A 25949-nucleotide genomic window follows, 5' to 3' on the forward strand; every position below is an offset into this window, starting at 1 on the left:
CAGGGCGTTAAGCTTTGTCACTCTTTTTTCTACTCTTCCAAGCACCAATAAGTAACGCAATGGCAACAAGAGTCAAAATGATTTTACCAGGTGTATTCCACTGCAACACCTGATACACAGAAAATGCCTCTATTAACAGTGCTGGGATTTTTCCTATTGTACTAGCAACTGCAAAAGAACCCAACCCAATTTTACTCGTTGCCCCTGCAAGCGTGACAAGTCCTGATGGTGCAAAAGGGAATAGGCGGAGCGCAAGGACTAGTATAAATGCATTTTTGCCATCTGTTTGCTGTAGACGAAATAGCCATTTATTTTTCAGTAACGCATCTGGAGCGAATTTTTTAATACCTTTGCGATAGAGCCAAAAGCTCACCACCGCACCGATGCTCTCTCCTAAAAAGGAAATCAAGGTGCCTATCAAAAAGCCAAAAAAGGCAAGATTCGCGGCAGTGATAAATACACTTGGCACAAAGGCCAAAATACTAATAATCGTATTGATAACAATACTAATAACAACAGCAATCCAAGGACCTGACGCTGAAAATAATTCAATAAGATAATCTCTCCACATGCCGTTTCCCTCATTTTCACCTATTTTAAAAAACTTGAATCTCATCTCTTTACATACCCTAAGGGGGTATGTTACATTATACAGGAACAGGAGGTATTTATAAATGGAAAACCTTCCAAAAGAAATAGTAACAGACAATGAATCCTGCTGCCATACAGATGATACAGTACGTAAAAGTCATCATTCTGAAGAAGTAAAAAAGTCACTTGTGTCCCGATTGAACCGAATTGAGGGCCAGGTGCGTGGAGTAAAACGTTTAATTGAAGAAGACACCTATTGTGACGATGTTCTCACTCAAATTGCTGCCGTTCAATCGGCATTAAACGGGTTAGGGAAGCTTCTTCTCGAAGGACATATGAAATCCTGTGTGGTTGAAAGAATTCAAGATGGCGACACAGAAGTGTTAGATGAGCTACTTGTAACAGTAAAAAAACTAATGAAATAAGGGAGAGATGGGAGAATGGAAACAGTAACATTGAATGTAAACGGTATGTCTTGCGGTCATTGTGTCAAAGCAGTGGAAGGAAGCGTTGGTGAATTAAAAGGGGTAAATGCAGTAAAAGTAGATCTTGCTGCGGGTACGGTAGCTGTTGAATATAGTAATGAGGAAGTAACGGTGGACCAAATCAAAGAAACCATTGATGAAGAAGGCTATGAAGTAGCGTAAAGGCAAATAAAAACGTGCAATCTAATAAGAGTTGCACGTTTTATTCGGCAAAAAATATACCCCCTATAGGTATATAAGGAGGCACGACAATGAGTGAACAAAATCAAGGCAAATCAGAATTTCTAATTACTGGCATGACCTGTGCGGCATGTTCAAGCAGAGTGGAAAAAGTGCTGAGTAAAATGGACGGTGTGACAACCGCCAATGTTAACCTGGCCTTAGAAAGCGGGACAGTAGAGTACAATCCTGAAAAACTGAAGCCCGAAGACATTATCGCCCGTATTGAAAAAGCAGGATACGGGGCAACCGAAAAAGTAGAAAAAAACGAAAGCACCGAGGCATTTCGTCAAAAAGAATTAGAAAGGCAACAAGGGAAGTTTTTCTTCGCCCTTATTTTAACCATCCCACTTCTTTGGGCCATGGTTAGTCATTTTTCGTTTACATCCTTTATCTACTTACTTGACATGCTGATGAATCCGTGGGTTCAGCTTGCTCTGGCAACACCGGTTCAATTTTTCATTGGCTGGCAATTTTACACGGGAGCCTATAAGGCATTAAGGAATAAAAGCGCCAACATGGATGTGCTTGTAGCGCTTGGAACAACAGCTGCTTATGTGTACAGCTTATACTTGTCGATTCAATCTATCGGATCTGATGCACACATGGTCGAGCTATATTTTGAGACAAGTGCCGTTATTATCACTCTAATCATTTTAGGAAAATTGTTTGAAGTGAGGGCAAAGGGGCGTTCCTCGGAAGCTATCAAAAAGCTGATGGGACTTCAAGCCAAAACAGCAATTGTTCAAAGAGACGGGGAAGAACTGGAAGTCCCGCTTGAAGAAGTGCTTGTTGGAGACATTTTATATGTTAAGCCTGGAGAAAAAGTTCCAGTAGACGGCGAGATTATTGACGGTGTATCAGCGGTAGATGAATCTATGCTAACAGGAGAAAGTATCCCTGTAGATAAAAAGAGTGGAGATACTGTCTATGGCTCTACGATAAATAAAAATGGCTTCTTAAAAATGAAAGCAACGAAGGTAGGAAAGGAAACAGCCCTTGCTCAAATCATTCGCATTGTCGAACAGGCGCAAGGTTCTAAGGCTCCAATTCAGCGACTGGCGGATAAAATATCAGGCATTTTCGTTCCGATTGTGGTGGGAATTGCCGTTGCAACATTTCTTGTTTGGTACTTTATCGTAGATCCTGGAAACTTTGCACAAGCCCTTGTAAACCTGATTGCTGTTCTGGTCATTGCGTGTCCTTGTGCACTTGGTCTTGCAACTCCCACTTCGATCATGGCGGGATCTGGCAGAGCTGCAGAGCTTGGCATCCTTTTTAAGGGAGGCGAGCACTTAGAGCAAACGCACCGTCTTACTACCGTTGTGTTAGATAAAACAGGCACCGTGACAAATGGTGCGCCAGTGTTAACGGATGTCATCTTGGAAGAAGGAACAGATGAAAAAGAAATTCTCTCCATCATTGGGGCTGCTGAAAAGCAATCAGAGCACCCACTCGCACAAGCAATTGTAGAGGGAATTCGTCATAAAGGAATAGATTTCGGTAGTGTCACGACCTTTGAAGCGGTTCCTGGTTACGGAATTGAGGCAACCGTTGGGGAAACCAAGGTATTGGTTGGAACGCGAAAGCTTATGAAAAAGCACCACATTCCAGTGGAGAGTGCAGAAGAAAGCATTCAGACCATGGAGTCAGATGGGAAAACGGCGATGCTCATCGCAATTGATGACCACTATAAAGGCATCATCGCAGTCGCAGATACCATTAAAGATACATCCAAAGAAGCAGTAAAACGCTTAAAGGATATGGGTCTTGAGGTTGTGATGATGACAGGAGATAACGAAAGAACGGCAAAAGCGATTGCAGCCCTTGCCGGCATTGATCACGTCATTGCAGAAGTATTGCCAGAACAAAAGGCAGAAGAGATATCAAAGCTTCAACAACAAGGAAAGAAAGTAGCGATGGTGGGAGACGGTATCAATGATGCGCCAGCTCTTGTAACCGCTGATATTGGGATGGCTATTGGTACAGGAACCGATGTTGCCATGGAAGCGGCAGATATTACCTTGATGCGCGGGGATTTAAACAGTATTGCAGATGCCATCATGATGAGCAAAAAAACGATTACGAACATTAAGCAAAACCTCTTCTGGGCTTTTGCCTATAACACGATGGGAATTCCAATTGCAGCCATTGGTTTCCTCGCACCATGGGTTGCAGGAGCAGCGATGGCCTTTAGCTCGGTCTCTGTTGTGCTAAATGCCCTAAGACTTCAAAAGGTAAAATTATAATAGGGAGCGAAACGCGATGAAAAAATGGATTGGATCCGCCATTGTTTACTTACTTCTCGTCATTGGAGGGTACTCCGCATATGCATTTTTTGCAGGAGATAACACAGACAGTACACATGAAAATGCATCCCATGGAGGACATGAGGAAGAAGGGCATGGGGAACATGAAGAGGATCATGACAGTCATGACGATAGTGACGTAAAGGCAGCTGTGGAACTTGAGGAAGACAAATTAACCGTCACGCTTACAGACCAATCAGGAAACGCGATGGATGATTTAAAGGTAAATCATGAAAAACTCATGCACCTTATTGTCATTAGTGAGGATTTGGAGAAATTCCAGCATCTTCACCCTGAAAAAATCGAGCCTGGAATGTTTGAAGCGCAAGCGGACCTTGAAGATAGTATGTATGCAGCGTTTGTCGATATAACTCCTGCAGAAGGAAGCTATGAGACCAAACCGGTTTCTGTCATGGTTGGACAGCATGGGGACCATGAGGAAAAGCATGCACAACTCAAGCCGGAAACGTCTTGGACGAAGGAACAAAACGGGTATAAAGTAACCCTGAATGCAGATAATTTTTCGGTAAAAGAGAATGTAGTATTAACCTTTGATATTGAAGGTGGGGAACCTGAAAACTATTTAGGTGCGTTAGGACATGTGGTAGTGGTGGATGAAGCCTTAGAAGAGTTTATTCATGTTCATCCAAGAGAAGGAGAAGAGCCGGTGTTTGAAGCACATTTCACCCAGCCAGGCATGTATAAACTGTGGGCAGAATTCAAGCTGAACGGAGAAGTGTATGCCTTTCCATATGTGTTAGAAATAACAGAATAAAGGGGTTCATTGGAATGGGAGAGAAAATGATGAAGCTTGCCGTAAACGGAGGCATAAGCTTTGGTGCTAAATTGAACAGCAAGCAGCTTTTGACGTTAGCACGGTATTTAAAAGACGAGGATGAGATAGAGATAACCACGTTTCAACAGTTGTATGTAGACGTTCCTGAGGAAAAATTGGATGACATCAAAGAAGAGTTCAAGAAGGTTGGCCTCCACTGCTATCCTGTCGGAAATTTCGTCAAAAGCTTGCGTACCTGCAATTTTTGCAAAGGGGAGCTAGAAGAAGGGATGCCAGTTGCAAAGGAGATTAACAGACGCATTGCAGGAAGACCGGTACCTTTTACATTAAAGCCTGCCTATACAGGTTGTCCTGTTGCATGCGGCGAGCCTTTAGTGAATGACATCGGCGTTATCAAACAACACGATCACAGGTTTGATTTATATGTTGGCGGAAAAGCGAAAGGGACCGACGCTAGAACAGGAGCGTTGTTTGCTAGCAAGCTGACTGATGAGGAATTATATGTGATGATCGATAAATTGATAGACATCTATGCAAGCGAAGGAAAAAAACGTGAGCAGTTTGCAAAATTTGTTAACAGACATGGATTTGAGGCATTGAAGGAAAAAATAGAAGCTTAAAATATGTCCAGAAGCAATGTGGTTTGATAATCACGGTGTTTCTGGGCATTTTTTTTGCAGTTTAAGGCTACTTTCACAGGAATGTTGCTAGTTTGTTATGAAAAAGGATACCAAGTCGCTCTTTTTCACCTATGATATCTCCTCATTTTTGAAAGTTCATGCTAAAACAGGTGGAGTTGATGCCAAAACACCCCGAGTTCATGCTAAAACAGGTGGAGTTGATGCCAAAACACCCCGAGTTCATGCTAAAACAGGTGGAGTTGATGCCAAAACACCCCGAGTTCATGCTAAAACAGGTGGAGTTGATGCCAAAACACCCCGAGTTCATGCTAAAACAGGTGGAGTTCTATTTAGCCCCCTAACTGATTTGGACACCTACTTCAAAAGATATTATCATAGAAGTATCAAAGGAGGAGTCCAAATGAGTAAACGTAATGGACCGATGGAAGATGTAAAAAAGCAATATGTGAGAATGGCACTTGAATCTGGGAATACTGCTTTTATCGCTAGGAAAACTGGAGTGAGCAGTTCTACTCTAGGAAATTGGATAAGACAGTATCGCGATGAAATAGAAGCAGAGATGGAAAAAGACGGTGTTAGGCCACTTTCAGAGTCTACTTCTACTCAAGAACTTCAAAAGAAGTATGACCATGCCATGAAACTTTTAGGTGAAAAAGAACTAGAGGTAGCGATGCTTCGCCAAATGGTAAAAAAAAACTTACCAACCTTTCGGAACAAATAACTTTCGCTAAAGAGTGGATTGACGAGGGATTCCCTGCCAGCCGTGTATTAAAGTATGCTTCCATTACTCGTTCTACTTATTATTACCGTTTGGCCAATCCACCAAAAGCTAAGGTTCCTACAGGGGGAAGACCTATACCTGGCTATTCCCTGAACAGAAAGACGAAAAAGAAAGTAAAAGATACGTCAATCAAAGTGTATCTCATGCAGCTTATCGAAGGGGAAGAAGAGATATACGGATATAGGAAGTTAACAAAAGCTTTAAGAAGAAAACATCATCTCATTATCAACAAAAAGAAAGTGTATCGTCTATGTAAAGAGCTTGATATCTTGATGCCTCAAAGGGAAAAGAAGCAGAAACACCTACGCAGACTCGCAAAGAATCGTAAGATTACAGGTCCTAATCAGTTGTGGCAAGTAGATATTAAATATGGATATGTGATGAATTCTCGCCGTTTTTTCTATCTTGTGAGCGCAATAGATGTGTTTGATCGAAAGATTGTGGGGTACTATCTTGGGAAGACGTGTGAAGCGACTAAAGTTACCAAGATGTTGATGAAAGCTATGATGAAACGTGGTGTCAAAATGACATCAGCTGAAGAAGTTGGACAAGGGGAAAGTAGACTCATTATTCGTTCAGATAATGGCCCTCAGTTTATCAGCAACCATTTCCAACAGTTTAGTGAGGATAAATTCGAACACGAACGAATTCCACCAAAATCACCAAATATGAACGCTTATATAGAGTCTTTTCATAGTGTGCTTGAAAGAGAATGTTATCAGAAAAACGAATTTATAACTTTTGATCATGCGTTTAATACTGTGGATGCTTATATTGAATTTTATAATAATAGAAGGTATCACGGCAGTTTAAACGACTACAGTCCAAGTGAGTATTATGCCAAATGGTTGGCAAAATCCATGGATCCAGTAGAGCTAACGATGTAACGTTTACCCCGAGAAGAAAGGTTAAAGCGATTCACTTTAACCTTTCTTCTCGGGGCAACCAAGCGCAAGCGCGGTAGAAGATTAAAATAATGAGATAACCCTAGTAAATAGTAGTATGTGTCCAAACTTAGGGGGTTGAACCGAGTTGATGCCAAAACACCCCGAGTTCATGCTAAAACAGGTGGAGTTGATGCCAAAACGGCCCGAGTTCGTGCTAAAACACCTAGAGGTGATGCCGAAACCCCTGGAGTTCGTGCCAACCCCTCAATTTCATCCAACCCCCCAGTTCATGCCAACCCCCAGGTTGATGCAAGTCCCCTAACCTCGTGCCACCCTCCCTCGACTTCATGCTAAAACAACCCAAACCTCAAAAACACCTCTTTTCAAACACAACATTTCCAACAATGTAACTTTTTTACACAAGGTGCGTCTAACCGTGTAAAGGGGGCATTTCCATGAATAAAAGGGTGATCATGTATCTTTTACTTACTGCAACACTTGCAATTATCTTCGGCTCCATTTATCTGACAAAAGAACCGTTTGCTGTGAATAGTTCGGGTGGGACAAATAGTTTTAATGGCGTTCAGACAGTCCTGACCAACAAAAGCTGGATGCTGACATTCTCAGAATCCATTAAGCAGGAATCCATTAAAGAAGAATCCATTTATATAAAAGATAAGAATGGGGACTTCGTAGAGGTTAAGCTCGACATTCAAAATAACTCGATTAAAGTTTCTGCACCGGGAAATGGGTATCTTGTTGAAAATGGACCCTACGAACTGCATATCGATGGTGACATAGAGTCTGTGGATGGAGAAACCTTAAATGGAAAAAAGAAAATAACGTTTATGGTGCATGAAACATTGCCAACCATTGGCTCGAAGGAAGAACTAAATACACTATTTAGTTCAAGACTGGAACAATGGAAAAAAGAACAAAAAGCTTCTGATGGTTCCATCTTTGGATTTGGAAGAGACTCGGCTGCCTCAGATGAAAAGGCAGAATCATCTAGTGCTGATATGGCAAATGAAGAAGAGTCTGGTGGTGGCGGTGGTGACTTCTCCGACACAAATGTCCAAGTTCAAGGAGTGGATGAAGCGGACATCGTAAAAACCGATGGCGAGTATATTTATCAGGTTATCGATCAGAAACTGAAAATTACGAAGGCAGAACCGACCAAAGAAATGAAAGTCATGACGGAAGTTGCTTACCGAGCATTTAATCCTATTCAGCTGTTTCTTGATGGAGATCAGTTAGTAGTCATCGGCAATCACTGGAATGAAAAGGCGTATAATCAATCAAAAGAAACGAGCACTACTGATATGATTTTACCAGTCTACGAATCGACCCGTGCGATCATCTATAACATCTCAGACCGCAAGAACCCAGTCGTAGAAAAAACAATCACCTTAGAAGGATACTATATTTCAAGCCGAAAAATTGACAATCATGTCTACCTTCTAACCAATCAATACGCAAACTATTGGATTTTAGAGGAGCATCCAGAAGCAGATTTAAGACCTAGATATTCGGAGTCGGTTGGAGAAGACGAAGAAAAAATGGAACCAGTTCCATTTGATAAAATCTCTTATTTTCCAGACTCTTCAGAGGATAATTTTATGACTATTGCGGCATTTGACCTGGAAAAACCAGAAGAAGAAGCCTCCATATTGACCTATGTCGGAAGTGGAAATCAAATTTACATGTCCAAAGATAATCTGTATGTGGCTGTTCCAAATCATTACCATGGCCCCAATTGGATGGATAACCAAAACACAGAACTTTACAGATTTTCGGTAGAAGGAACGAATGTGCAGTTTGCTGCAAACGGTTCTATCCAAGGGTATCTACTAAACCAGTTTTCCATGGATGAACATAAAGGCTACTTCCGGGTTGCTGCAACAAGAGGGCAGGCGTGGGATGAGCAATCACCATCCAGCAATCATCTGTATATTCTTGATGGCGGCTTAAACACGGTGAGTAGTGTGGACGATCTTGCCAGGGGCGAACGAATTTACTCTGTACGATTCATGCAGGATAAAGCCTATGTTGTCACGTTCAAAGAAGTCGATCCACTTTTTGTCTTTGACTTAAGTAACCCGAATGAGCCGAAAGTACTCGGTGAACTGAAAATTCCTGGCTTTAGTAACTATTTGCATCCTTATGATGAAAATCATCTCATTGGCTTTGGCTATGATACGAAATTAGAAAAAGATCAATGGGGAACACGGGTCGTAACAAATGGGGTGAAAATCTCCCTCTTTGATGTTAGTGACCCAACCAACCCACTTGAAAAACATACAGAAATCATTGGAGGCAGGTCCACTCATTCGCCATTAAACTATGACCATAAGGCGCTACTGTTTCATAAAGAAAAAGATATCTTTGCGTTTCCAATTACGATGTACCACGAAAACGAAAAAGACGAAAGCTATCGATTAGAGTTTGAAGGGGCGCTTGTTTACGGCATTGACCCTGAAAAAGGCTTTACCCTGCACAAGCAAATCACTCATCAAAAAGAAGATGAACTTTACGAGCAATGGGAGCAGATGGTGCAACGAATCTTGTACATTGATGACCATTTGTACACCGTCACTCCAAAAGAAATAAAGGCAACCAAAATTACTTGGTAAAGAAGAGCGATTTTTGCTCTTCTTTTTTTCTTAAAAGTGAGGTTTGACCAACACACGTCCGTGGAATCACATTCATATATCTATAGAAAGCCTAGTTTTAGACGCAAAGTCAATGGGGGAATTCAACAGCGTCGTTTAACGTTGTAGACAATTTAAACTTTCAACCTACTTACCCAACGTAGCAGTTTCGAATTCTAACATGTAGATGCTATAATAAAATAATTGAGCACAAATGCGTAATAAAAAATAGATCATCTTTAATTAGGGGGAGCCCATATGAAAACGAAAGTACATTTATTATATGGCGGAAAGTCCGCAGAACATCAAGTATCCTTGCAAACAGCCCTGGCAGTTACAAAGGCCTTGGATATGGATAAATATGACGTATATCCGTTATACATCACCGAAAAAGGGGAATGGAAACGTGGAGGTCTGCTTAGTGGGCCAGCAGAAAGTGTGCAACAATTAAAGCTTGAAGATGGCGGCAAAACGATTGCGCCACTTGCGTTACCAACGGCGGAAAATAAAACAGAAGCTCCAACCGTTATTTTTCCACTTTTGCATGGACCAAACGGGGAAGACGGAACAGTGCAAGGAATGCTCGAGCTATTAAACCTTCCTTATGTCGGAAATGGTGTGTTAGCTTCTTCTGCAGGGATGGATAAAGTTATTATGAAAAACCTTTTCGCGCAAGCCGGCCTTCCACAAGTTGGTTACGTGCACTTCCTACGCTCTGAGTGGGAAAAGGCTGCTGAGGTGACGTATGAAAGGGTAGAAAATGAGCTTGGCTATCCTTGCTTTGTTAAACCAGCTAACCTTGGTTCTAGTGTGGGAATTAGTAAGGCCAAAAACAGAGAAGAGCTTGCTGCTGCCTTCCGTGAAGCGTTTGAATTTGACCGCAAGATTATTGTCGAGCAAGGCTTAGAAGGCGCTCGTGAAATTGAAATTGGGGTACTGGGCAATGACGAGCCAGAATGCTCCGTTGTGGGAGAAATTGTTGCGAAAAAAGATTTCTACGATTATAAAGCAAAATATGAAGATGGGGATACAGCGATGATTATCCCGGCTGAAATTGACGGCGAAACCTACGCAAGTGTAAGGGAAATGGCAATTACTGCATTCAAAGCGATCGATGGTGCTGGACTTGTACGTGCTGACTTTTTCTTAACAAAAGAGGGCACCCTTTACATTAATGAAGTAAACACGATGCCAGGATTTACCCCATTTAGCATGTTCCCATTATTATGGCAGCATACAGATGTTACGTACCCAGAGCTAATTGAAAAGCTGGTTGGCTACGGAATAGCACGTCACGAAGAGAAACAAAAAATCAAGCATACATTTTAACAAACAGGGGTTGGACCATTAAGGGAAAACCCCTTCTCTATGCTTACATAAAGGAGATGATAAGATGATTAAAAGAACGTTAAAAGAACTGCAAGAGATGGCCAAGGGAGATGGTCTTTCAAGTGAATATGCGGCTGTGATAGCGGAAGGTGTATCCCGTGATACCCGCGAGGATATGAACGGGAAGCTTTATATTCCGATAATCGGGGAAAACTTTAATGGGCATCTATTCGTTCGAGACGCTATTGAAAAGAAGGGAGCGGTTGCTTCCCTTTGGCAAAAAGACCAGCCTGAGCCCCCAACCGACCTTAACCTTATTTTTGTCGACGATACCATTGAAGCCCTACAGCAACTTGCTGCAAGCTACCTAGAACAGCTTGGCATGAAGGTAGTTGGCATTACAGGAAGTAACGGAAAAACAACAACGAAGGATATGGTTACATCAGTGTTGGAAACAACCTTTCGTGTGCATAAAACAGCTGGGAATTACAATAACCATATCGGTCTTCCCCTGACACTACTTTCGATGACAGAAGATGTCGAGGTGGCTGTCCTTGAAATGGGAATGAGTGGTAGAGGAGAAATTGAGCTGCTATCTCAAATCGCGAAGCCGGATGCAGCAATTATCACCAACATTGGTGAATCCCATATGCAAGACCTAGGCTCAAGAGAAGGCATTGCAGAGGCGAAGCTTGAAATTGCCACAGGTTTAAAACAGGACGGAAAGCTCATTATTAATGGGGATGAGCCTCTATTAACGGAAAGAGTCGGAAGCTTCCCTCATGTTATTCAGTTTGGATTAGGGGAACATAATAACTATCAGGCGCGCGACATTTCCCTAAAAGGAAAAGGAACACATTTTATAATAGAAGAAACTGAGTATTTTATCCCGGTCCTTGGTGCTCACAATGTAACCAATGCCTTATCTGCCATCATTGTGGGAGAGCTTTTTGGCGTAACAGAAGAGAACAGAGTGAAGGGCCTAAAGAACCTAACCATAACTGGAATGAGAAATGAAGTCGTAGAAACGTCTGGTGGGTGGACAATTATTAATGATGCATATAATGCAAGTCCAACATCAATGCGTGCTGCACTTGATTTGTTGTCGAGCCTAAATGGGTATAATAAAAAAATAGCTGTTCTTGGGGATATGCTCGAGCTTGGCGACATGGAGCGCTCCTTCCATTATGAAGTAGGAAAATATGTTGAAGATAAGAACATTGACTATGTTTTCACATTTGGAGAATTGGGAACAGAAATTGCAAAAGGTGCACAAGAGGTGATGGACCCAACAAAAGTAAAGGTTTTTATGAACAAGCAACAGTTAACCTCGGAGCTTTTACCACTTTTGCAGCCTGAGGATGTTATCATCGTCAAAGGCTCCCGTGGGATGAAGCTGGAAGAAGTAATTGAAGGATTAAAATAGGAGCTTGAAAAAAGAAGCTTTTATGGAAAACAACATCATTTTTAACTCCTTGAAAAATAAATAAGTGAATAACAGCCCTAATGTAAGCGTAACCTCCTATAAGTTGCCAATATGCTTTATTGCTATTTGTAGGAGGAAGTGGTATGATAACAGTTAATGTGTTTAATAATGTCTACTATAGAGATTAGGCAAGCGCTTGTCGTATGCCTAATTATTTAATTTGTATATATAAAGGAGTAGGAATAATTTGGCGTTATTTAAAGAACTAGGTTTATCAGAAGACATAATGAAATCCATCAACAGAATGGGGTTTGAGGAAGCAACCCCGATCCAATCTGAGACCATCCCAGTAGCACTTGAAGGCAAAGATGTCATTGGTCAAGCACAAACAGGAACAGGTAAAACGATTGCATTCGGATTACCACTACTTGAAAACATCGATGTTAACAATGACTCTATCCAAGGAATCGTAATTGCTCCAACGCGTGAGCTTGCGATTCAGGTTGCAGAAGAGCTTTATAAAGCTTCTTATCATAAACGTGCTCGCGTATTATCCGTTTTCGGTGGTCAAGATATTCAAAGACAAATCCGTTCATTGAAAAAGAACCCTCATATCGTTGTTGGTACGCCAGGTCGTGTACTTGACCATATCAACAGAAAAACGCTTCGCCTTCAAGGTGTAAATACAGTCGTTCTAGACGAAGCAGATGAAATGCTAAACATGGGATTCATCGAGGATATCGAAAAAATCCTTGCTGAAGTACCAGAGCAAAGACAAACACTACTTTTCTCCGCTACAATGCCAGCACCAATTCGTGCGATTGCAGAGCGTTTCATGAGCGAGCCTGTAAGCGTAAAGGTAAAAGCGAAAGAAGTAACAGTATCAAACATCCAACAGTTCTATGTAGAAGTACAAGAAAAGAAAAAGTTCGACGTGTTAACACGACTTTTAGATATCCAATCTCCAGAGCTAGCGATCATTTTCGGTCGTACCAAGCGTCGTGTGGATGAATTATCTGATGCATTGAATGTACGTGGCTATTCTGCAGAAGGAATTCACGGTGACCTTTCTCAAGCGAAGCGTATGAGCGTGCTTCGTAAGTTCAAAGAAGGTTCTATCGATGTCCTTGTTGCAACAGACGTAGCGGCACGTGGTCTTGATATCTCAGGTGTAACGCACGTTTACAACTTTGATATCCCACAAGATCCTGAAAGCTATGTTCACCGTATCGGCCGTACTGGTCGTGCTGGTAAAAGCGGTTTAGCGATTACATTCGTTAACCCTCGTGAGATTAGCTACCTGCACCATGTAGAACGTGTAACAAAGCGTAAAATGGAGAAATTGAAAGCTCCAACGCTTGATGAGGCATTAGAAGGCCAACAAAAAATGTCCATGGAAAAACTAACGCAAGCAGTAGATTCCCAAAACCTTGGCTTCTACCGCAATGCTGCTGAGCAATTATTAGAAGAGCACGATGCTGTAACATTAGTATCTGCAGCACTTAAATTGTTCACAAAAGAGCCAGACGAAACACCTATCCGTCTTACAGAGGAAGCACCACTTCACTCTAGAAGAGACCGCGGCGGCGACCGTAATCGCGGCGGTGGAGACCGTAACCGTGGTGGAAAAAGTCATGGTGGAAGCAAAGGTAACTGGAATAAGCGCTCTGGTGGAAAACCAAGCGGACGTTCTGGTTCGAGAGAGTTCCGTGACGGTAACAACAAACGTCAAGGCTACAAACGTTCAAACAAAGAACGCGTATAATAAAAGGAAAACCGGTAAGCTCTTGGGCTTGCCGGTTTTTTTGTGTTTTAAGGAGTGGGTGTGTTTGATGGCTTGGGGGATGCTGTCCTTCCCATAACCCAACATACCTACCTGTAATCAAATAAAATTTTCCAACTCTGCTTATAAGTAGTATACTAATAACTATGCAATCAAGCATGAGGGGGGAATCACATGAGACCTGAACCGAAACAAAGGATAGACAAGAGGGCATTATCCGTTTGGAGAATATCAGCGGGACTGAATGCCATTTTTTACATAGGACTTGCAGTAGGATACTACTTTATTCAACGTGCCTTTGATTTACCATTTTGGACGTTTATTACTGCCATTGCACTTGTAGCGGTAATGATTATTTTTACTGTTTTCATCATTCCGGTTCTCCAATGGAAACGATGGCGCTATGACATTCATGAGCATGAAATTGACCTGCAATCCGGGATTTTTATAAAAAAACGGACACTAATACCCATGGTACGGGTGCAACACGTGGACACTACACAAGGGCCCATTTTAAAAAGATATCATCTTTCGACCGTATTAATCTCTACAGCGGCAACGATTCATGTTATCCCTGCCCTGGATGAAGAACAAGCAGATCAGGTGCGGGATTACATATCCAGGCTTGCGAGGGTGACAGATGATGATGTCTGAAAAAAGAAGAATGCACCCCGCGGCCATTGTGGTTGGTTTTTTCAAGCAGCTTCGTGAGCTGTTGTTTCCCATCATTATTTTTGTGTTCTTTGGCAGCACCGGAGACGGTTTTTTTGGTGGTATTTACATCATTGTGATGGGTATTTGGTTACTGGGACTGATTGCCATTGGAATTGTATCTTGGTACCGCTTCTTTTATTGGATAGAAGATGGAGAACTGCGAATTGAATCTGGAATATTCGTGAAAAAACGACGCTTTATTCGTATGGAGAGAATTCAGACCATTGATTCGTCTGAGGGGATTATTCAGAGAATTTTCGGTTTGGTAAAGGTCCAGGTTGAAACGGCGGGTGGAACTACGGAAGCGGAGGCTATCTTCACGGCGGTTACAAAGGAAGAAGCAGGTCTGCTAAAGGAAGAACTGCTAACCAAAAGAAAAACAGTGGAAACGATGGACGATACAGATCTACCTTTTGGAGAGGAATCTTCCTTTCCATCACCAAAAGGTCCTGAGTATAAAATATCCTTTAAATCCTTATTTATCGTGGGGACCACTTCTGGTGGAATAGGTGTGGTTTTATCTGCAGTAGCAGCCTTTCTATCTCAATTCGATCAGGTGGTACCGTATGAACAGCTGATGAATCGTTTTGGCAGTTTCCTGCAGGCGGGGGTCTATTTAATTGCCACCCTTGTATTTGTCGTATTGTTTTTATCGTGGTTAATTTCCATTGCTTTAACGATGATTAAGTATGGAAATTTTACCGTCAAAAAGCAAGAGGATGAGCTTCATATTTCTCGAGGGCTTATAGAAAAACGGCAGCTAACCATTCCGTTAGAGAGAATCCAAGCCATAAGAATTTCTCAAAATATTTTACGACAGCCATTTGGACTTGCCACGGTGTATGTGGAAAGTGCGGGGAGCTCCGGTGGCAAGGAAGCGGATTTTTCAACCATCTTGTTTCCGCTAATGAAACTGTCGGAAGTAGAGAAGCATCTTGCCGATTTTGTGCCTATATACAAGCTTTCAATTCAGAAGAACGGGTTGCCAAAGCGTTCTTTGATTAGGTATCTGTTGAGGCTAACCCTGCCAGCGTTCCTGATTTCTGCTCCTATCGCATACTTTTTTCAGCCATACGGGGCGTTTGCGTTTATCACCGTCGTTCTTGCTCTGCTTTTAGGCTATAGTCAATATAAGCATGCGGGCTGGTTTGTTCATGATCAGCAGCTTCAGCTTTCCTATCGCCATTTGAGTAAGAATACCGTCCTAATGAACAAAAAGCGCATTCAGTCTTTTGAGCTTAAAGAATCGTTTTTTCAAGGGAAAAGAGAGCTGTACACCATTAATGCAGCGATAAAAACGGGAAATGGTGGCAAGCGTTTTCGAGTGGTTGATGTGGAAAATGTGGATGGAGCAAAGGTGTTTGAATGGTATTCCTATGATAAAAAGCAAGGGAACGTGGTGTAGACTGCCATCTCCCTTGCTTTTTTCCATTATAAAAGCTCTTTTCTGTTTAAAACTCCTCCACGAAAAGAGCACGACAACAACGTGGTTGTCGTGCTCTTAACTTTACGCAGTAGCAACAAACTTCTCGAAAATAGCCATTATATATAACGACTTAAAATTCCGATAAGAACCAAGGCGATGAGAACCACCCAAACGATGGTGCTCTTTGGGTTTCGTGCTCCAGAGGGTCTGCCGAAATTAGGGAAAATCGATTTCAGGTTTCGCGGCCGTGTTGCCGCTCCTCTTCCTAAGAAAAAGGGAGCTAACACCGTTCCGCCAAAGAACCCGAACAGATGGGCAACGGCATTGACGTTTTGGTTTAAAAAGGTCATGACAAGTCCGATCACTAAAATGGTGAGGATGACTTGAGAGTTTGCTGCATCGAGTAAGTCAGGACGTAAGAAGACCATGTAAAAATATAAACCGAAAATCGCGAAGATGGCACCTGATGCTCCTAGGTGGAGATAAATTTCAGGGCGGAGCAAGAGGGTTGCAACATTGGCGATGATGCCTCCTAGTAAATAGAAAGCGATAAATTTACCTTTTCCTAGCATTCTCTCTACTGCTGGTCCAAAAAGCACAAGAGAAAGCGAGTTAAATAAGAAATGCGTCAGGCTTGCATGTAAAAATATCGGCGTAACGAGGCGCCAATATTCTCCTTGCCACACGAGCATATTAAAGCCGATTGTAAGGTTGTAAAAAGTGCCGGAAAATTGGACAACCAACCATAAAACAAGATGGATTGCCACAATTGTGGTGATAATAGGATATAATCTTATAAATGTACGAAAGTTTTCCGTTCGGACAAACATATGTATCTCATCCCTTCTATATAAGTTAGATTACCATTTTCGTCGTGAAAAGTCTTTTTGTGAGATTTTAACTATACCATTACTATATGAGAAAGGTTGGTCAGAGTATGATTATAGGGACAGGAATTGATATTGTGGAACTGAGTCGCATCGAGAGGCTCATGAATCGCCAGCCAAATTTTATCGATCGTATTTTAACAGCATCAGAGAAGGAAATCTTTGAGAGGCTCACTGGGAAGAGAAGCGTCGAGTACTTAGCAGGGCGATTTGCTGCCAAAGAGGCGTATTCCAAAGCCAACGGGACTGGCATTGGCAAGGAGCTTAGTTTTCACGATATGACGATTAGGACAACGGATAAGGGAAAGCCTTATTTTGTGCAACCTAACGCTCATCATGTGCATCTTTCTATCTCGCATAGTGAGCATTACGCGATAGCACAAGTAATTATTGAAAGCTTGTCAAGCTAGTCTGCATATTCCCCAAATGTCACTCATATACATAGTTCAGAAAGGAGACAAGGTGTACAAGTAAGAGCTGCCAATTGCCTGCGATATGAAAAAGAAGCAGCAAGCTGTCACTCTTCATTCTCACTTTTCTCTATGAATCATGTAATTATGGCAAAGGGGATGAAAAATTTGAGAAAAGCATGGCTATTATTGTTGGTTGGCCTTGTGAGTATCCTTGTTCTCGCAGGGTGTGGTACAAAATCAAAAGAAGACGTTACAGCTGCGTTAGGCGCCAAGGTAGAAGAGATGAAGGGCTATCAATCTAATGCAAAAATGACGTTGCAAACTGGAGCGGAGCCACAGGTTTACGAGGTGCAAATCGGGCATAACAAACCGAACTACTACAAGGTAAACTTGAAAAATGCCGCCAAAGACCAAAGTCAAATCATCATCCGCAACGATGAGGGAGTATTTGTTTTAACACCAGCTTTAAACAAGAGCTTCCGCTTCCACAGCGAATGGCCGCAAAACAGCAGTCAGGCATACTTATTTGAATCACTTGTAAATGACATTAAGAACGATCCAGAGGCCACCTTCACCGCAACCGAAGAACACTATGTGTTTGAAACAAAAACCAATTATCAAAACAATAAATTACTGCCAACACAAGAAATTACATTAAGGAAAAGTGACCTTTCCCCAGTATCGGTAAAAGTCATGGATCCAGATAAAAAAGCCTTAGTGCTTGTGGAATTCTCTGACTTTGAGTTTGATGCAAGCTTTGATGCGGATGCTTTTGATGTGAAAAAGAACATGACAAGCGCACGGATGGAGCTTCCTACTTCAGGTCAGGTGAGTGAGGAAAACGATGGGGCCTTTACTGTGATGACTCCAATGGATACGCCAGCCGGCAGTGTGCTGAAAGAGCAAGCAGAAGTGGAAACAGCTAATGGCAAGCGCGTGGTGATGACGTGGGAAGGCGATAAAACCTTCACCCTGATTCAGGAAAAATCTCGTTATGCCGAGGTGCCAACCGCACAGTTTGTGAACGGCCACATTGCGGATCTAGGGTTTACAGTGGGTGCTATGACGGACAACAGTATCACCTGGAGCCACGAAGGCATTGACTTTACCCTCGTTTCCAAAGACCTATCGCAGGAAGAATTGATGATGGTTGCACGCTCCATGCAGGGTGCAGCAGTGAAATAGAGTAGTTACCTCCCCCGCTTTAGAGGCGGGGGTTATTTTTTTGGAATTTGCAGTTGGGGTAATTTTGTATTTTTGGATAGGATCTAAAATCGAGGTTTTTGGATTGAATAACGGTCACTGCGGATTAATTATAGGCCTTTCCGAATTAAAAACGGCTCCAACCGGATTAATTTTTGCACTTTCCCTCCCCCCTATAAAAATTTACGCGAACTTCTGTTACCTCGCATGACTTTTCTCCGCAATTCCGTTATGATATTACATATTTAAACGAATTGAAGGAAGTGCTGTTAAGATGTCAAGCTTTCATCGGGACACATGGGTTGAAGTAAATTTAGACAATATATATGAAAATGTACGTGCCATTCAGAAGCATGTCACACAAGATGTCACCGTCATAGCGGTAGTGAAAGCAAATGCATACGGACATGGTGATGCTCAGGTGGCGAATACGGCATTAGAAGCAGGTGCGAAATACCTTGCTGTTTCGTTTCTTGATGAGGCAATGTCACTTAGAAAGCAAGGAGTGAACGCGCCAATTCTTGTGCTTGGAGCCTCCAGAGTTACCGATGTGCCGCTTGCTGCTGAAGAAAACATTACCCTCACTGTTTTTCAAAAAGATTGGGTAAAAGATGCCATCGATTTTTATAAGGACAACCAAAAAATTCGTCTCCATTTAAAGCTTGATACGGGAATGGGGAGAATAGGCACGAGAGACAAAGAAGAAATAAATGAAATCCTCAGGCTTGTAGAAATGGCCCCGTCTTTTGAACTTGAGGGGATTTATACTCACTTTGCAACAGCGGATGAGCTAGATTCCGATTATGTGGAAAAGCAATTTGCGAAATTTGAAAACCTCTTAGCTGACATCACAAAAAACCATAACATTTCGATGATTCATTGCGGCAACAGCGCAGCCACATTAAGATTTCCAACGCGAATGTTCAATGCGGTACGGGTAGGAATTGCGATGTATGGGCTAACTCCATCTCCAGAAATGGCCCCAACCTTGCCGTTTCCACTAAAAGAAGCGTTTTCCCTCCATACAAAGCTTGTTCACGTCAAAAAGCTTAGTCAGGGTGAAAGCGTAAGTTACGGTGCGACATACAAGACAGAAGACGAAGAATGGATTGGGACCGTTCCTGTAGGCTATGCGGACGGATGGATCAGAAAATTACAGGGAATGAACGTATTGGTTGATGGCAAGCTTGTTCCAATTGTTGGTAGAATATGCATGGATCAGTTTATGATAAAGCTGCCTTATGAGCTTCCTATCGGAACAAACGTAACGTTAATCGGATCGCAAAACGAGCATACTATCAGCTCAGATGATGTCGCTCAAAAGCTAGAAACCATCAACTATGAGGTCCCATGCATGATTAGCTACAGGGTGCCGCGCATGTTTTTCAGAAATGGGAGTATAATGGAAGTGAGGAATTACCTACAGGACAAACCAGCCTCTATGAATTAAATGGCAACCAACTGCATAAAAAAAGGAAATTAAAGTGATAATAGTGAGGAATTCGTTAATTGGACTTTGCAACAGGCAGCAATGATGGTATTATGGAATATGGAATAGTATTATGTGTCTGTAGTTCTTGGAGGTGTATGCTGTGTCTGAATCCAGCGCAACAACTGAAATCTTAATTCGATTACCTCAAAACTTAGTATCGGAATTAGATGGTTTGGTAAAACAAGAAAACGGCAATCGAAATGACTTAATTTTTCAAGCAACGAAAATGTATCTACGCGAGCGTAAAAAGAGACAAATTCGCGAGTCTATGAGACGCGGGTACATGGAGATGTCCAAAATTAATCTAAACATTGCATCTGAAGCTTTCTTGGCTGAATACGAGGCGGAGCACACGGTTGAACGCTTAGTAAGCGGGGGGTAATCATTTGATTGTCAAACGTGGTGACGTTTATTTTGCTGATTTATCCCCGGTTGTTGGGTCTGAGCAAGGAGGCGTTCGACCAGTACTTGTCATCCAAAATGATATCGGAAATCGCTTTAGCCCGACCGTTATAGTAGCTGCCATTACTGCTCAAATTCAAAAAGCCAAACTCCCAACACATGTTGAAATCGATGCAAAGCGCTATGGTTTTGAACGTGACTCTGTTATCCTGCTCGAACAAATCCGAACAATCGATAAGCAGAGATTAACCGACAAAATAACACATCTCGATGAAGAGATGATGGACAAAGTGGATGAGGCGCTCCAAATAAGCTTAGGACTTATTGACTTTTAAGTTGCATTCCATTTTTTTAAGAAAAAAGCTGTTCACAGTAAGTGAGTGGCTTTTTTTATTTTGCTTTTTTGTTGGTAGTTTACCTATTACCACCAAATTCAGGCAACAAAACCACAATTTTGGTAGAATGGTCATGAAACATATTTGACTTTTAAATTCAGAAAAATTTATAGTGGTAGTAGCGGAAATATTTGATTTTTGTCGAAGTAATATAGAACGGTATTGTATTTCAGAAAAGGAGCGGGGAAAATGAATCCAAACATTATCAGCTTTATTGAAGAGAATCGCGAAGCCATTTTTGATAAATGGATAGCAGGAATGGACGAAATCGGGGAGAAAAAAGAACTAAAGGCGATTTCAGAAAAGGTTTACCTAAGCACCAGCAGAGAATACATCAACCTGTTATTGAACAATATTAGCAAGGATCAAGATGATTTATCTACTAAGCTCACAGATTTTGCCGAAAAGATTGTTCGCTTCGGTTGGCCGCTCCTTTATGTAACAGACGGATTATCTCTTTTTGGTAAGATTGTGTTTGAAGAAATGACAAAAAGTAAGGATGATTCACAAAAAGTAGCCTTGATGTATGACTTTGATCAGTGGTTGCGACCTGTGCATAATGAAATCGTGAAAACTTATACTGGTACGTGGGAACATACTGTCTCCATGCAAAAAATTGCCTTGCAAGAGCTAGCAGCACCCTTAATACCTGTTTTTGAAAGAATTTCCGTGATGCCTCTAGTAGGTACCATTGATACAGAACGAGCAAGACAAATTATGGAAAACCTTCTTCAAGGTGTGGTGAAGCACCGTGCAGAAGTCGTACTTATAGATATAACAGGTGTGCCGGTAGTGGACACGATGGTGGCTCATCATATTATCCAGGCAGCTGAGGCAGTTAGGCTTGTAGGAGCAAAATGTCTGCTCGTTGGAATTCGTCCTGAGATCGCGCAAACCATTGTTAACCTTGGAATTAACCTAGATCAAATTATCACAAAGAATTCTTTGGCAAAAGGTATTGAAACAGCGCTTGAGATGACAAATAGAAAAATAGTGAATGCGGGGGATCAAGAGTGAGGATACCAATATTAAAACTTCATAATTGCCTGTTAATTTCTATCCAATGGGAGCTTGATGATCAGACAGCGTTGCAATTTCAAGAGGATTTGTTAAACAGAATTCATGAAACAGGTGCAAACGGCGTTGTGATTGATTTAACATCGGTTGATATGATTGATTCTTTTATCGCCAAAGTTCTTGGAGATGTCATCAGCATGTCCAAGTTAATGGGTGCACAGGTGGTACTAACTGGTATCCAGCCGGCTGTTGCTATTACATTAGTGGAGCTTGGCATTCAGTTGGATGAAGTTTATACGGCTTTAGATTTAGAAAAGGGTCTAGAGAAATTACAACAGGAACTGGGGGAGTAAAACATGACTGTCCAATCCTGTGTAAATATTAGAAACGAGTGGGACATCGTAGCTGCTCGGCAAATGGGCAGGAATGTCGCCAAAGACCTAGGCTTTGGGACAGTAGACCAAGCGAGAATTACTACTGCCATTTCAGAGCTAGCACGAAATATATATTTATATGCAGGCACAGGTCAAATTTGTATAGAAGAATTGGACGAGTATGGGAAAACAGGACTTAAGGTTATCGCTACAGATGATGGTCCGGGGATTTCAGATATTCGTCAAGTAATGGAGGATGGTTTTTCCACATCAGGAGGCCTTGGTGCTGGATTGCCGGGTGTAAAGCGGTTGATGGACACTTTTCAGATTGATTCTTCCCAAGAAGGAGGAACGACCATCTATGCCGCGAAGTGGGTTCGCTAGAAAGGGGGATAACCCATGAATTTTGAAGAACTAGAACGGGAATATAAAGAGATTCTTTCCGCATACCTTAGCAGACAATCAGAGGAAGCGTTGTATAAAGGACAGGAGTTTAGCCGCAGATTATTAGGAGAAAAGGTTTCTCCTGAAGAAATTATCAGCGTCCATAAAGCAATGCTTCAGGACTTGTCCCCTGATATACCAGATAATATTTTGCATTCCCTCGATTTTTTATTAGAGGTGATGATTGGATATGGTATTGCTTATCGTGAGCATCAAAGCTTAAGGCACCGTCAGCAGGAGATTCAAACAGAGATTGAAATTGCTGCGAATGTGCAACAGACCTTACTAGAAACAAAAATTCCTGACACGGAATCTGTAGAGATTGGTGCCATCAGCGTGCCAGCTAAACATATGAGTGGGGACTATTATCATTTTGTTCACAATGAAAAGGATTCGTTCAGTGTAGCGATTGCCGATGTTATTGGAAAAGGTATTCCGGCAGCGATGTGTATGAGCATGATTAAGTATGCGATGGACAGTTTACCTGACACAAGAGTGGCACCAAGCTATGTGCTTGGAAACCTTAACAGGGTAGTGGAGCAAAATGTGGATGCAAGTATGTTTATTACGATGTTTTATGGGATGTATGATCTTCATAAACATCTGTTTTCGTTCGCATCTGCCGGCCATGAACCGCCGCTTTACTACGACGCGAAGAAGGATGAGTTTTATGAGCTGGATGCAAGAGGATTGGTGCTTGGCATCGACCGTCTAGCAACCTACGAACAATATGAAAAACAAATAGAAGTAGATGATATGGTCATCCTTTTTTCAGATGGAGTAACAGAGTGCAGGACAGAAGAAGGCTTTATTGAGGTTGATAAAATAATAGATTTGATTCGATCCTATATAAATTTATCTCCACAAGCAATTGTCGAGCTAGTTTATCGAGATTTAGAAAAAGTGCAAGATTTCCAATTAAGGGATGACTTTACATTAATTATCCTTAAAAGAAGGGTTTAAAAATTTTGCCGGCGGGTATGTAGTATTGAGATGACCTAAAATGGAATTCTAATCCGTGTTTGAGGTGACGTAGGAATGAATATTGATATTCAAATTAAAGAAGAGCTAAACGAAACTCGTATCGTTTTAGAAGGTGAAATAGATGCTTATACCGCACCAAAGGTAAAAGAAAAGGTAGTTCCTTTGATAGAGAACTATTCTGGTGAGGTAGTTTTTGATTTATCCCATGTTCATTACATGGACAGCACAGGCTTAGGTATGTTTGTGGGATTCTTTAAAACCGTAAAAGCAAACAACGGTATCTTTCGATTAGAAGGACTGTCTGATAGATTAAAGCGATTGTTTGATATTACGGGTTTAGCGGGAATTATGGAAATTAAGTAGGCTTTTTTCAAGCACGAAACAAGCCATCAAATAAGTTCACTTAAAGGTGGGGGAACAATGAACCGGGCTTACGACTATATAGAAATGGCTTTTCCAGCCAAGGCGGAATACGTTGGGGTAATTCGACTGACGCTATCTGGAATCGCCAATCGAATGGGTTTTACCTATGACGAGATTGAGGACATGAAAATTGCATTAAGCGAAGCATGCACAAATGCAGTGGAGCATGCTTACAAGAAAGATGAAACTGGAAACATCCGAATTGGATTTGGTATTTATGACGACCGACTCGAACTAGTGGTAGCTGACAATGGTCAAAGCTTTGACTTTGACAAGGTAAGAGAAGAGGTTGGTCCGTACACTGAGTCGCAACCAGTAGAAACTTTGCATGAGGGAGGGTTAGGATTATTCTTAATCCAAACGCTAATGGATGATGTAAAAGTTCATTCCAATCAAGGCGTGACAGTTTTCATGACAAAGTATGTACAAGGAGAGCAGGTGGAAAGGGATGAAGAATCAATCTCCGTCCAATAAGCTGGATGTTAATTTACTTTTAGAGCGGTACCAGCAAGAGGACTGTGAAGAGGCTCAGTTACAATTAGTGGAGCATTATACTGCACTAGTTGAATCGATTGCTCGAAAGTATTCCAGAGGGAAAGCCTTTCATGAAGACCTATCTCAAGTTGGCATGATTGGACTACTAGGGGCGATGAAACGATTTGATACGAGTTTTGGCAGAAGCTTTGAAGCCTTTGCTGTTCCTACTATTATTGGAGAGATCAAACGATTTTTGCGTGACAAAACATGGAGTGTTCATGTGCCACGTAGAATAAAAGAAATTGGACCTAAAATAAAATCTGCAGTAGAAGAGCTGACAAATGAACTTCAACGTTCACCAAAAGTGGTCGAAATTGCAGATTATTTAGAGGTAAGCGAAGAAGAAGTTTTAGAAGCGATGGAGATGAGCCAAAATTATCAGGCTCTATCTGTGGATAATGCGATTGAAGCAGATTCAGACGGCAGCACTGTCACTATACTAGATATTGTAGGGAACCAGGATGCAGGTTTTGATCAAGTGGATCAACAGCTGGTACTACAAAAAATCTTTCATGTTCTGACAGAGAGAGAAAAACAAATTATTGAGTGCACGTTTTTCCATAACATGAGTCAAAAGGAAACGGGTGAGAAGCTAGGGATTTCTCAAATGCATGTTTCGAGGCTTCAACGAAAGGCACTTAACAAATTAAAACAAGCGTTCCTGGCAGATAACGCAAACTCGGAGATTTTTTCATGATTGAACAGTTTAAACATGAAAAAGCGAATGTTAATGCCTACCAAAATGCCAAAAATGGAATGTATTTCTGTGGCGACAGCTACTATGTTAATACAACTGATGAATACTTCTTATGTGTGGTAGCTGATGGCTTAGGCAGCGGAGAATTTGCTCACGATGCATCGCAAGCAGTTGTCTCTGCTGCCAAACAATACGAGAAAGAGAATGTAACCACAATTATGAAAGCCTGTAATGAGGCAATGAAAAATAAACGTGGAGCAGCCGTTTCCGTATTAAAGGTTCATTATGGTCACAAAGAGGTTGAGTACAGCTGTGTTGGAAATATTCGCTTCTTTCTTTATCCTCCAACAGAAAAACTCATTTATCCTCTTCCGGTCAAGGGCTACTTGTCGGGAAAACCTCAAAACCTTAAAACTCACCGCTTTCCCTATCGCTCCAATATGAAATTTTTCATCTATTCAGATGGCCTTAACATCCCATCTGTTAAAAATTATATAAAAGACGTTCCATCCGCTACTTCCCTGCTTGAAATCGCAGCAATGTTCACGAGTAAAGGATTGGATGATGTCACCATTATTTCAGGTGAAATCCGATAAAAAAGACTAACGCAATGATGTTAGTCTTTTTGTATGCTCAGGATTTT

Annotated in this window: 29 protein-coding genes; 27 read left to right on the forward strand and 2 right to left on the reverse strand. The window is 41.6% G+C overall.

Features of this window, described 5'->3' with window-relative positions; translation table 11 throughout:
* Positions 1 to 7 precede the first annotated feature (7 nt).
* On the reverse strand, positions 8 to 571 hold the full coding sequence (locus FIU87_RS01475; protein WP_152442957.1) for a TVP38/TMEM64 family protein: 564 nt from the start codon (positions 569 to 571) through the stop codon (positions 8 to 10).
* A 103-nt stretch (positions 572 to 674) separates the two neighbouring features.
* Here FIU87_RS01475 and FIU87_RS01480 point away from each other — a divergent pair, with 103 nt between their 5' ends.
* The 13 genes from FIU87_RS01480 to FIU87_RS01540 all read left to right on the forward strand — a co-directional run bounded on the left by FIU87_RS01480 (position 675) and on the right by FIU87_RS01540 (position 16017).
* Entirely contained in the window at positions 675 to 1016 is a 342-nt protein-coding gene (locus FIU87_RS01480) for a metal-sensitive transcriptional regulator (protein ID WP_152442958.1), read from the forward strand.
* Between the two features lie 15 nt (positions 1017 to 1031).
* Entirely contained in the window at positions 1032 to 1238 is a 207-nt protein-coding gene (copZ, locus tag FIU87_RS01485) for a copper chaperone CopZ (protein WP_152442959.1), read from the forward strand.
* A gap of 89 nt (positions 1239 to 1327) precedes the next feature.
* A complete protein-coding gene (locus FIU87_RS01490) occupies positions 1328 to 3544 on the forward strand; it encodes a heavy metal translocating P-type ATPase (RefSeq protein ID WP_152442960.1) in 2217 nt (738 codons plus the stop codon).
* Positions 3545 to 3560: 16 nt separating this feature from the next.
* Complete coding sequence (locus FIU87_RS01495) at positions 3561 to 4379, forward strand: DUF8832 domain-containing protein (RefSeq protein WP_152442961.1); 819 nt, start codon at positions 3561 to 3563, stop codon at positions 4377 to 4379.
* Positions 4380 to 4387: 8 nt separating this feature from the next.
* Positions 4388 to 5020, forward strand: a complete 633-nt coding sequence (locus FIU87_RS01500) for an NAD(P)/FAD-dependent oxidoreductase (RefSeq protein ID WP_152446369.1) — start codon at positions 4388 to 4390, stop codon at positions 5018 to 5020.
* Positions 5021 to 5117: 97 nt separating this feature from the next.
* Positions 5118 to 5762 (forward strand): transposase, encoded by a 645-nt coding sequence (locus FIU87_RS21320; RefSeq protein WP_152442962.1) that lies wholly within the window; start codon positions 5118 to 5120, stop codon positions 5760 to 5762.
* A 17-nt stretch (positions 5763 to 5779) separates the two neighbouring features.
* Positions 5780 to 6709: an IS3 family transposase gene (locus tag FIU87_RS01510; RefSeq protein ID WP_253905560.1), complete on the forward strand. Its 930-nt coding sequence runs from the start codon at positions 5780 to 5782 to the stop codon at positions 6707 to 6709.
* A 455-nt stretch (positions 6710 to 7164) separates the two neighbouring features.
* On the forward strand, positions 7165 to 9342 hold the full coding sequence (locus FIU87_RS01515; RefSeq protein ID WP_152442964.1) for a beta-propeller domain-containing protein: 2178 nt from the start codon (positions 7165 to 7167) through the stop codon (positions 9340 to 9342).
* Between the two features lie 276 nt (positions 9343 to 9618).
* The gene (locus tag FIU87_RS01520; protein WP_152442965.1) at positions 9619 to 10689 is read left to right on the forward strand and encodes a D-alanine--D-alanine ligase; all 1071 of its coding nucleotides are present in this window, start codon (positions 9619 to 9621) and stop codon (positions 10687 to 10689) included.
* 64 nt (positions 10690 to 10753) lie between these two features.
* The gene (gene murF, locus FIU87_RS01525; RefSeq protein WP_152442966.1) at positions 10754 to 12115 is read left to right on the forward strand and encodes a UDP-N-acetylmuramoyl-tripeptide--D-alanyl-D-alanine ligase; all 1362 of its coding nucleotides are present in this window, start codon (positions 10754 to 10756) and stop codon (positions 12113 to 12115) included.
* 247 nt (positions 12116 to 12362) lie between these two features.
* Positions 12363 to 13880: a degradosome RNA helicase CshA gene (locus FIU87_RS01530; protein ID WP_152442967.1), complete on the forward strand. Its 1518-nt coding sequence runs from the start codon at positions 12363 to 12365 to the stop codon at positions 13878 to 13880.
* A 192-nt stretch (positions 13881 to 14072) separates the two neighbouring features.
* Complete coding sequence (locus tag FIU87_RS01535) at positions 14073 to 14552, forward strand: PH domain-containing protein (protein WP_152442968.1); 480 nt, start codon at positions 14073 to 14075, stop codon at positions 14550 to 14552.
* Positions 14539 to 16017, forward strand: coding sequence for a PH domain-containing protein (locus FIU87_RS01540; protein WP_152442969.1), 1479 nt, complete (start codon positions 14539 to 14541; stop codon positions 16015 to 16017). The genes FIU87_RS01535 and FIU87_RS01540 overlap by 14 nt, the downstream gene beginning before the upstream one ends.
* Before the next feature lie 137 nt (positions 16018 to 16154).
* Here the strand turns inward: FIU87_RS01540 and FIU87_RS01545 are convergent, their stop codons facing one another.
* Positions 16155 to 16868, reverse strand: a complete 714-nt coding sequence (locus tag FIU87_RS01545) for a rhomboid family intramembrane serine protease (protein ID WP_152442970.1) — start codon at positions 16866 to 16868, stop codon at positions 16155 to 16157.
* A 107-nt stretch (positions 16869 to 16975) separates the two neighbouring features.
* On the opposite strand from FIU87_RS01545, the gene acpS reads away from it, so the two are divergent.
* The 14 genes from acpS (at position 16976) to FIU87_RS01615 (ending at position 25902) form a co-directional block, all read left to right on the forward strand.
* The gene (gene acpS, locus FIU87_RS01550; protein WP_152446370.1) at positions 16976 to 17335 is read left to right on the forward strand and encodes a holo-ACP synthase; all 360 of its coding nucleotides are present in this window, start codon (positions 16976 to 16978) and stop codon (positions 17333 to 17335) included.
* A gap of 132 nt (positions 17336 to 17467) precedes the next feature.
* On the forward strand, positions 17468 to 18523 hold the full coding sequence (locus tag FIU87_RS01555) for a LolA family protein (RefSeq protein WP_152442971.1): 1056 nt from the start codon (positions 17468 to 17470) through the stop codon (positions 18521 to 18523).
* A 40-nt stretch (positions 18524 to 18563) separates the two neighbouring features.
* Positions 18564 to 18752, forward strand: coding sequence for a hypothetical protein (locus FIU87_RS01560; RefSeq protein WP_152442972.1), 189 nt, complete (start codon positions 18564 to 18566; stop codon positions 18750 to 18752).
* Positions 18753 to 18815: 63 nt separating this feature from the next.
* Positions 18816 to 19991 (forward strand): alanine racemase, encoded by a 1176-nt coding sequence (alr, locus tag FIU87_RS01565; protein ID WP_152442973.1) that lies wholly within the window; start codon positions 18816 to 18818, stop codon positions 19989 to 19991.
* A gap of 142 nt (positions 19992 to 20133) precedes the next feature.
* Entirely contained in the window at positions 20134 to 20415 is a 282-nt protein-coding gene (locus FIU87_RS01570) for a CopG family ribbon-helix-helix protein (RefSeq protein ID WP_152442974.1), read from the forward strand.
* A gap of 4 nt (positions 20416 to 20419) precedes the next feature.
* A complete protein-coding gene (gene ndoA / locus FIU87_RS01575; RefSeq protein ID WP_010195163.1) occupies positions 20420 to 20770 on the forward strand; it encodes a type II toxin-antitoxin system endoribonuclease NdoA in 351 nt (116 codons plus the stop codon).
* 249 nt (positions 20771 to 21019) lie between these two features.
* A complete protein-coding gene (locus FIU87_RS01580; RefSeq protein WP_152442975.1) occupies positions 21020 to 21847 on the forward strand; it encodes an RsbT co-antagonist protein RsbRA in 828 nt (275 codons plus the stop codon).
* Positions 21844 to 22200: an STAS domain-containing protein gene (locus FIU87_RS01585; RefSeq protein WP_047972208.1), complete on the forward strand. Its 357-nt coding sequence runs from the start codon at positions 21844 to 21846 to the stop codon at positions 22198 to 22200. The genes FIU87_RS01580 and FIU87_RS01585 overlap by 4 nt, the downstream gene beginning before the upstream one ends.
* Before the next feature lie 3 nt (positions 22201 to 22203).
* Positions 22204 to 22605, forward strand: a complete 402-nt coding sequence (locus tag FIU87_RS01590; protein WP_152442976.1) for an anti-sigma regulatory factor — start codon at positions 22204 to 22206, stop codon at positions 22603 to 22605.
* A gap of 15 nt (positions 22606 to 22620) precedes the next feature.
* Positions 22621 to 23628: a PP2C family protein-serine/threonine phosphatase gene (locus FIU87_RS01595; RefSeq protein ID WP_152442977.1), complete on the forward strand. Its 1008-nt coding sequence runs from the start codon at positions 22621 to 22623 to the stop codon at positions 23626 to 23628.
* 75 nt (positions 23629 to 23703) lie between these two features.
* Positions 23704 to 24012, forward strand: a complete 309-nt coding sequence (locus FIU87_RS01600; RefSeq protein WP_152442978.1) for an STAS domain-containing protein — start codon at positions 23704 to 23706, stop codon at positions 24010 to 24012.
* A gap of 57 nt (positions 24013 to 24069) precedes the next feature.
* Positions 24070 to 24546: an anti-sigma B factor RsbW gene (rsbW, locus tag FIU87_RS01605; RefSeq protein ID WP_152442979.1), complete on the forward strand. Its 477-nt coding sequence runs from the start codon at positions 24070 to 24072 to the stop codon at positions 24544 to 24546.
* On the forward strand, positions 24521 to 25306 hold the full coding sequence (gene sigB / locus FIU87_RS01610; protein ID WP_152442980.1) for an RNA polymerase sigma factor SigB: 786 nt from the start codon (positions 24521 to 24523) through the stop codon (positions 25304 to 25306). The genes rsbW and sigB overlap by 26 nt, the downstream gene beginning before the upstream one ends.
* A complete protein-coding gene (locus tag FIU87_RS01615; protein WP_152442981.1) occupies positions 25303 to 25902 on the forward strand; it encodes a PP2C family serine/threonine-protein phosphatase in 600 nt (199 codons plus the stop codon). The genes sigB and FIU87_RS01615 overlap by 4 nt, the downstream gene beginning before the upstream one ends.
* Positions 25903 to 25949: the final 47 nt, after the last annotated feature.

Origin of the sequence: Bacillus sp. THAF10 (genome assembly GCF_009363695.1) — a bacterium.
In the GTDB taxonomy this organism is placed as follows: domain Bacteria; phylum Bacillota; class Bacilli; order Bacillales; family Bacillaceae_I; genus Sutcliffiella_A.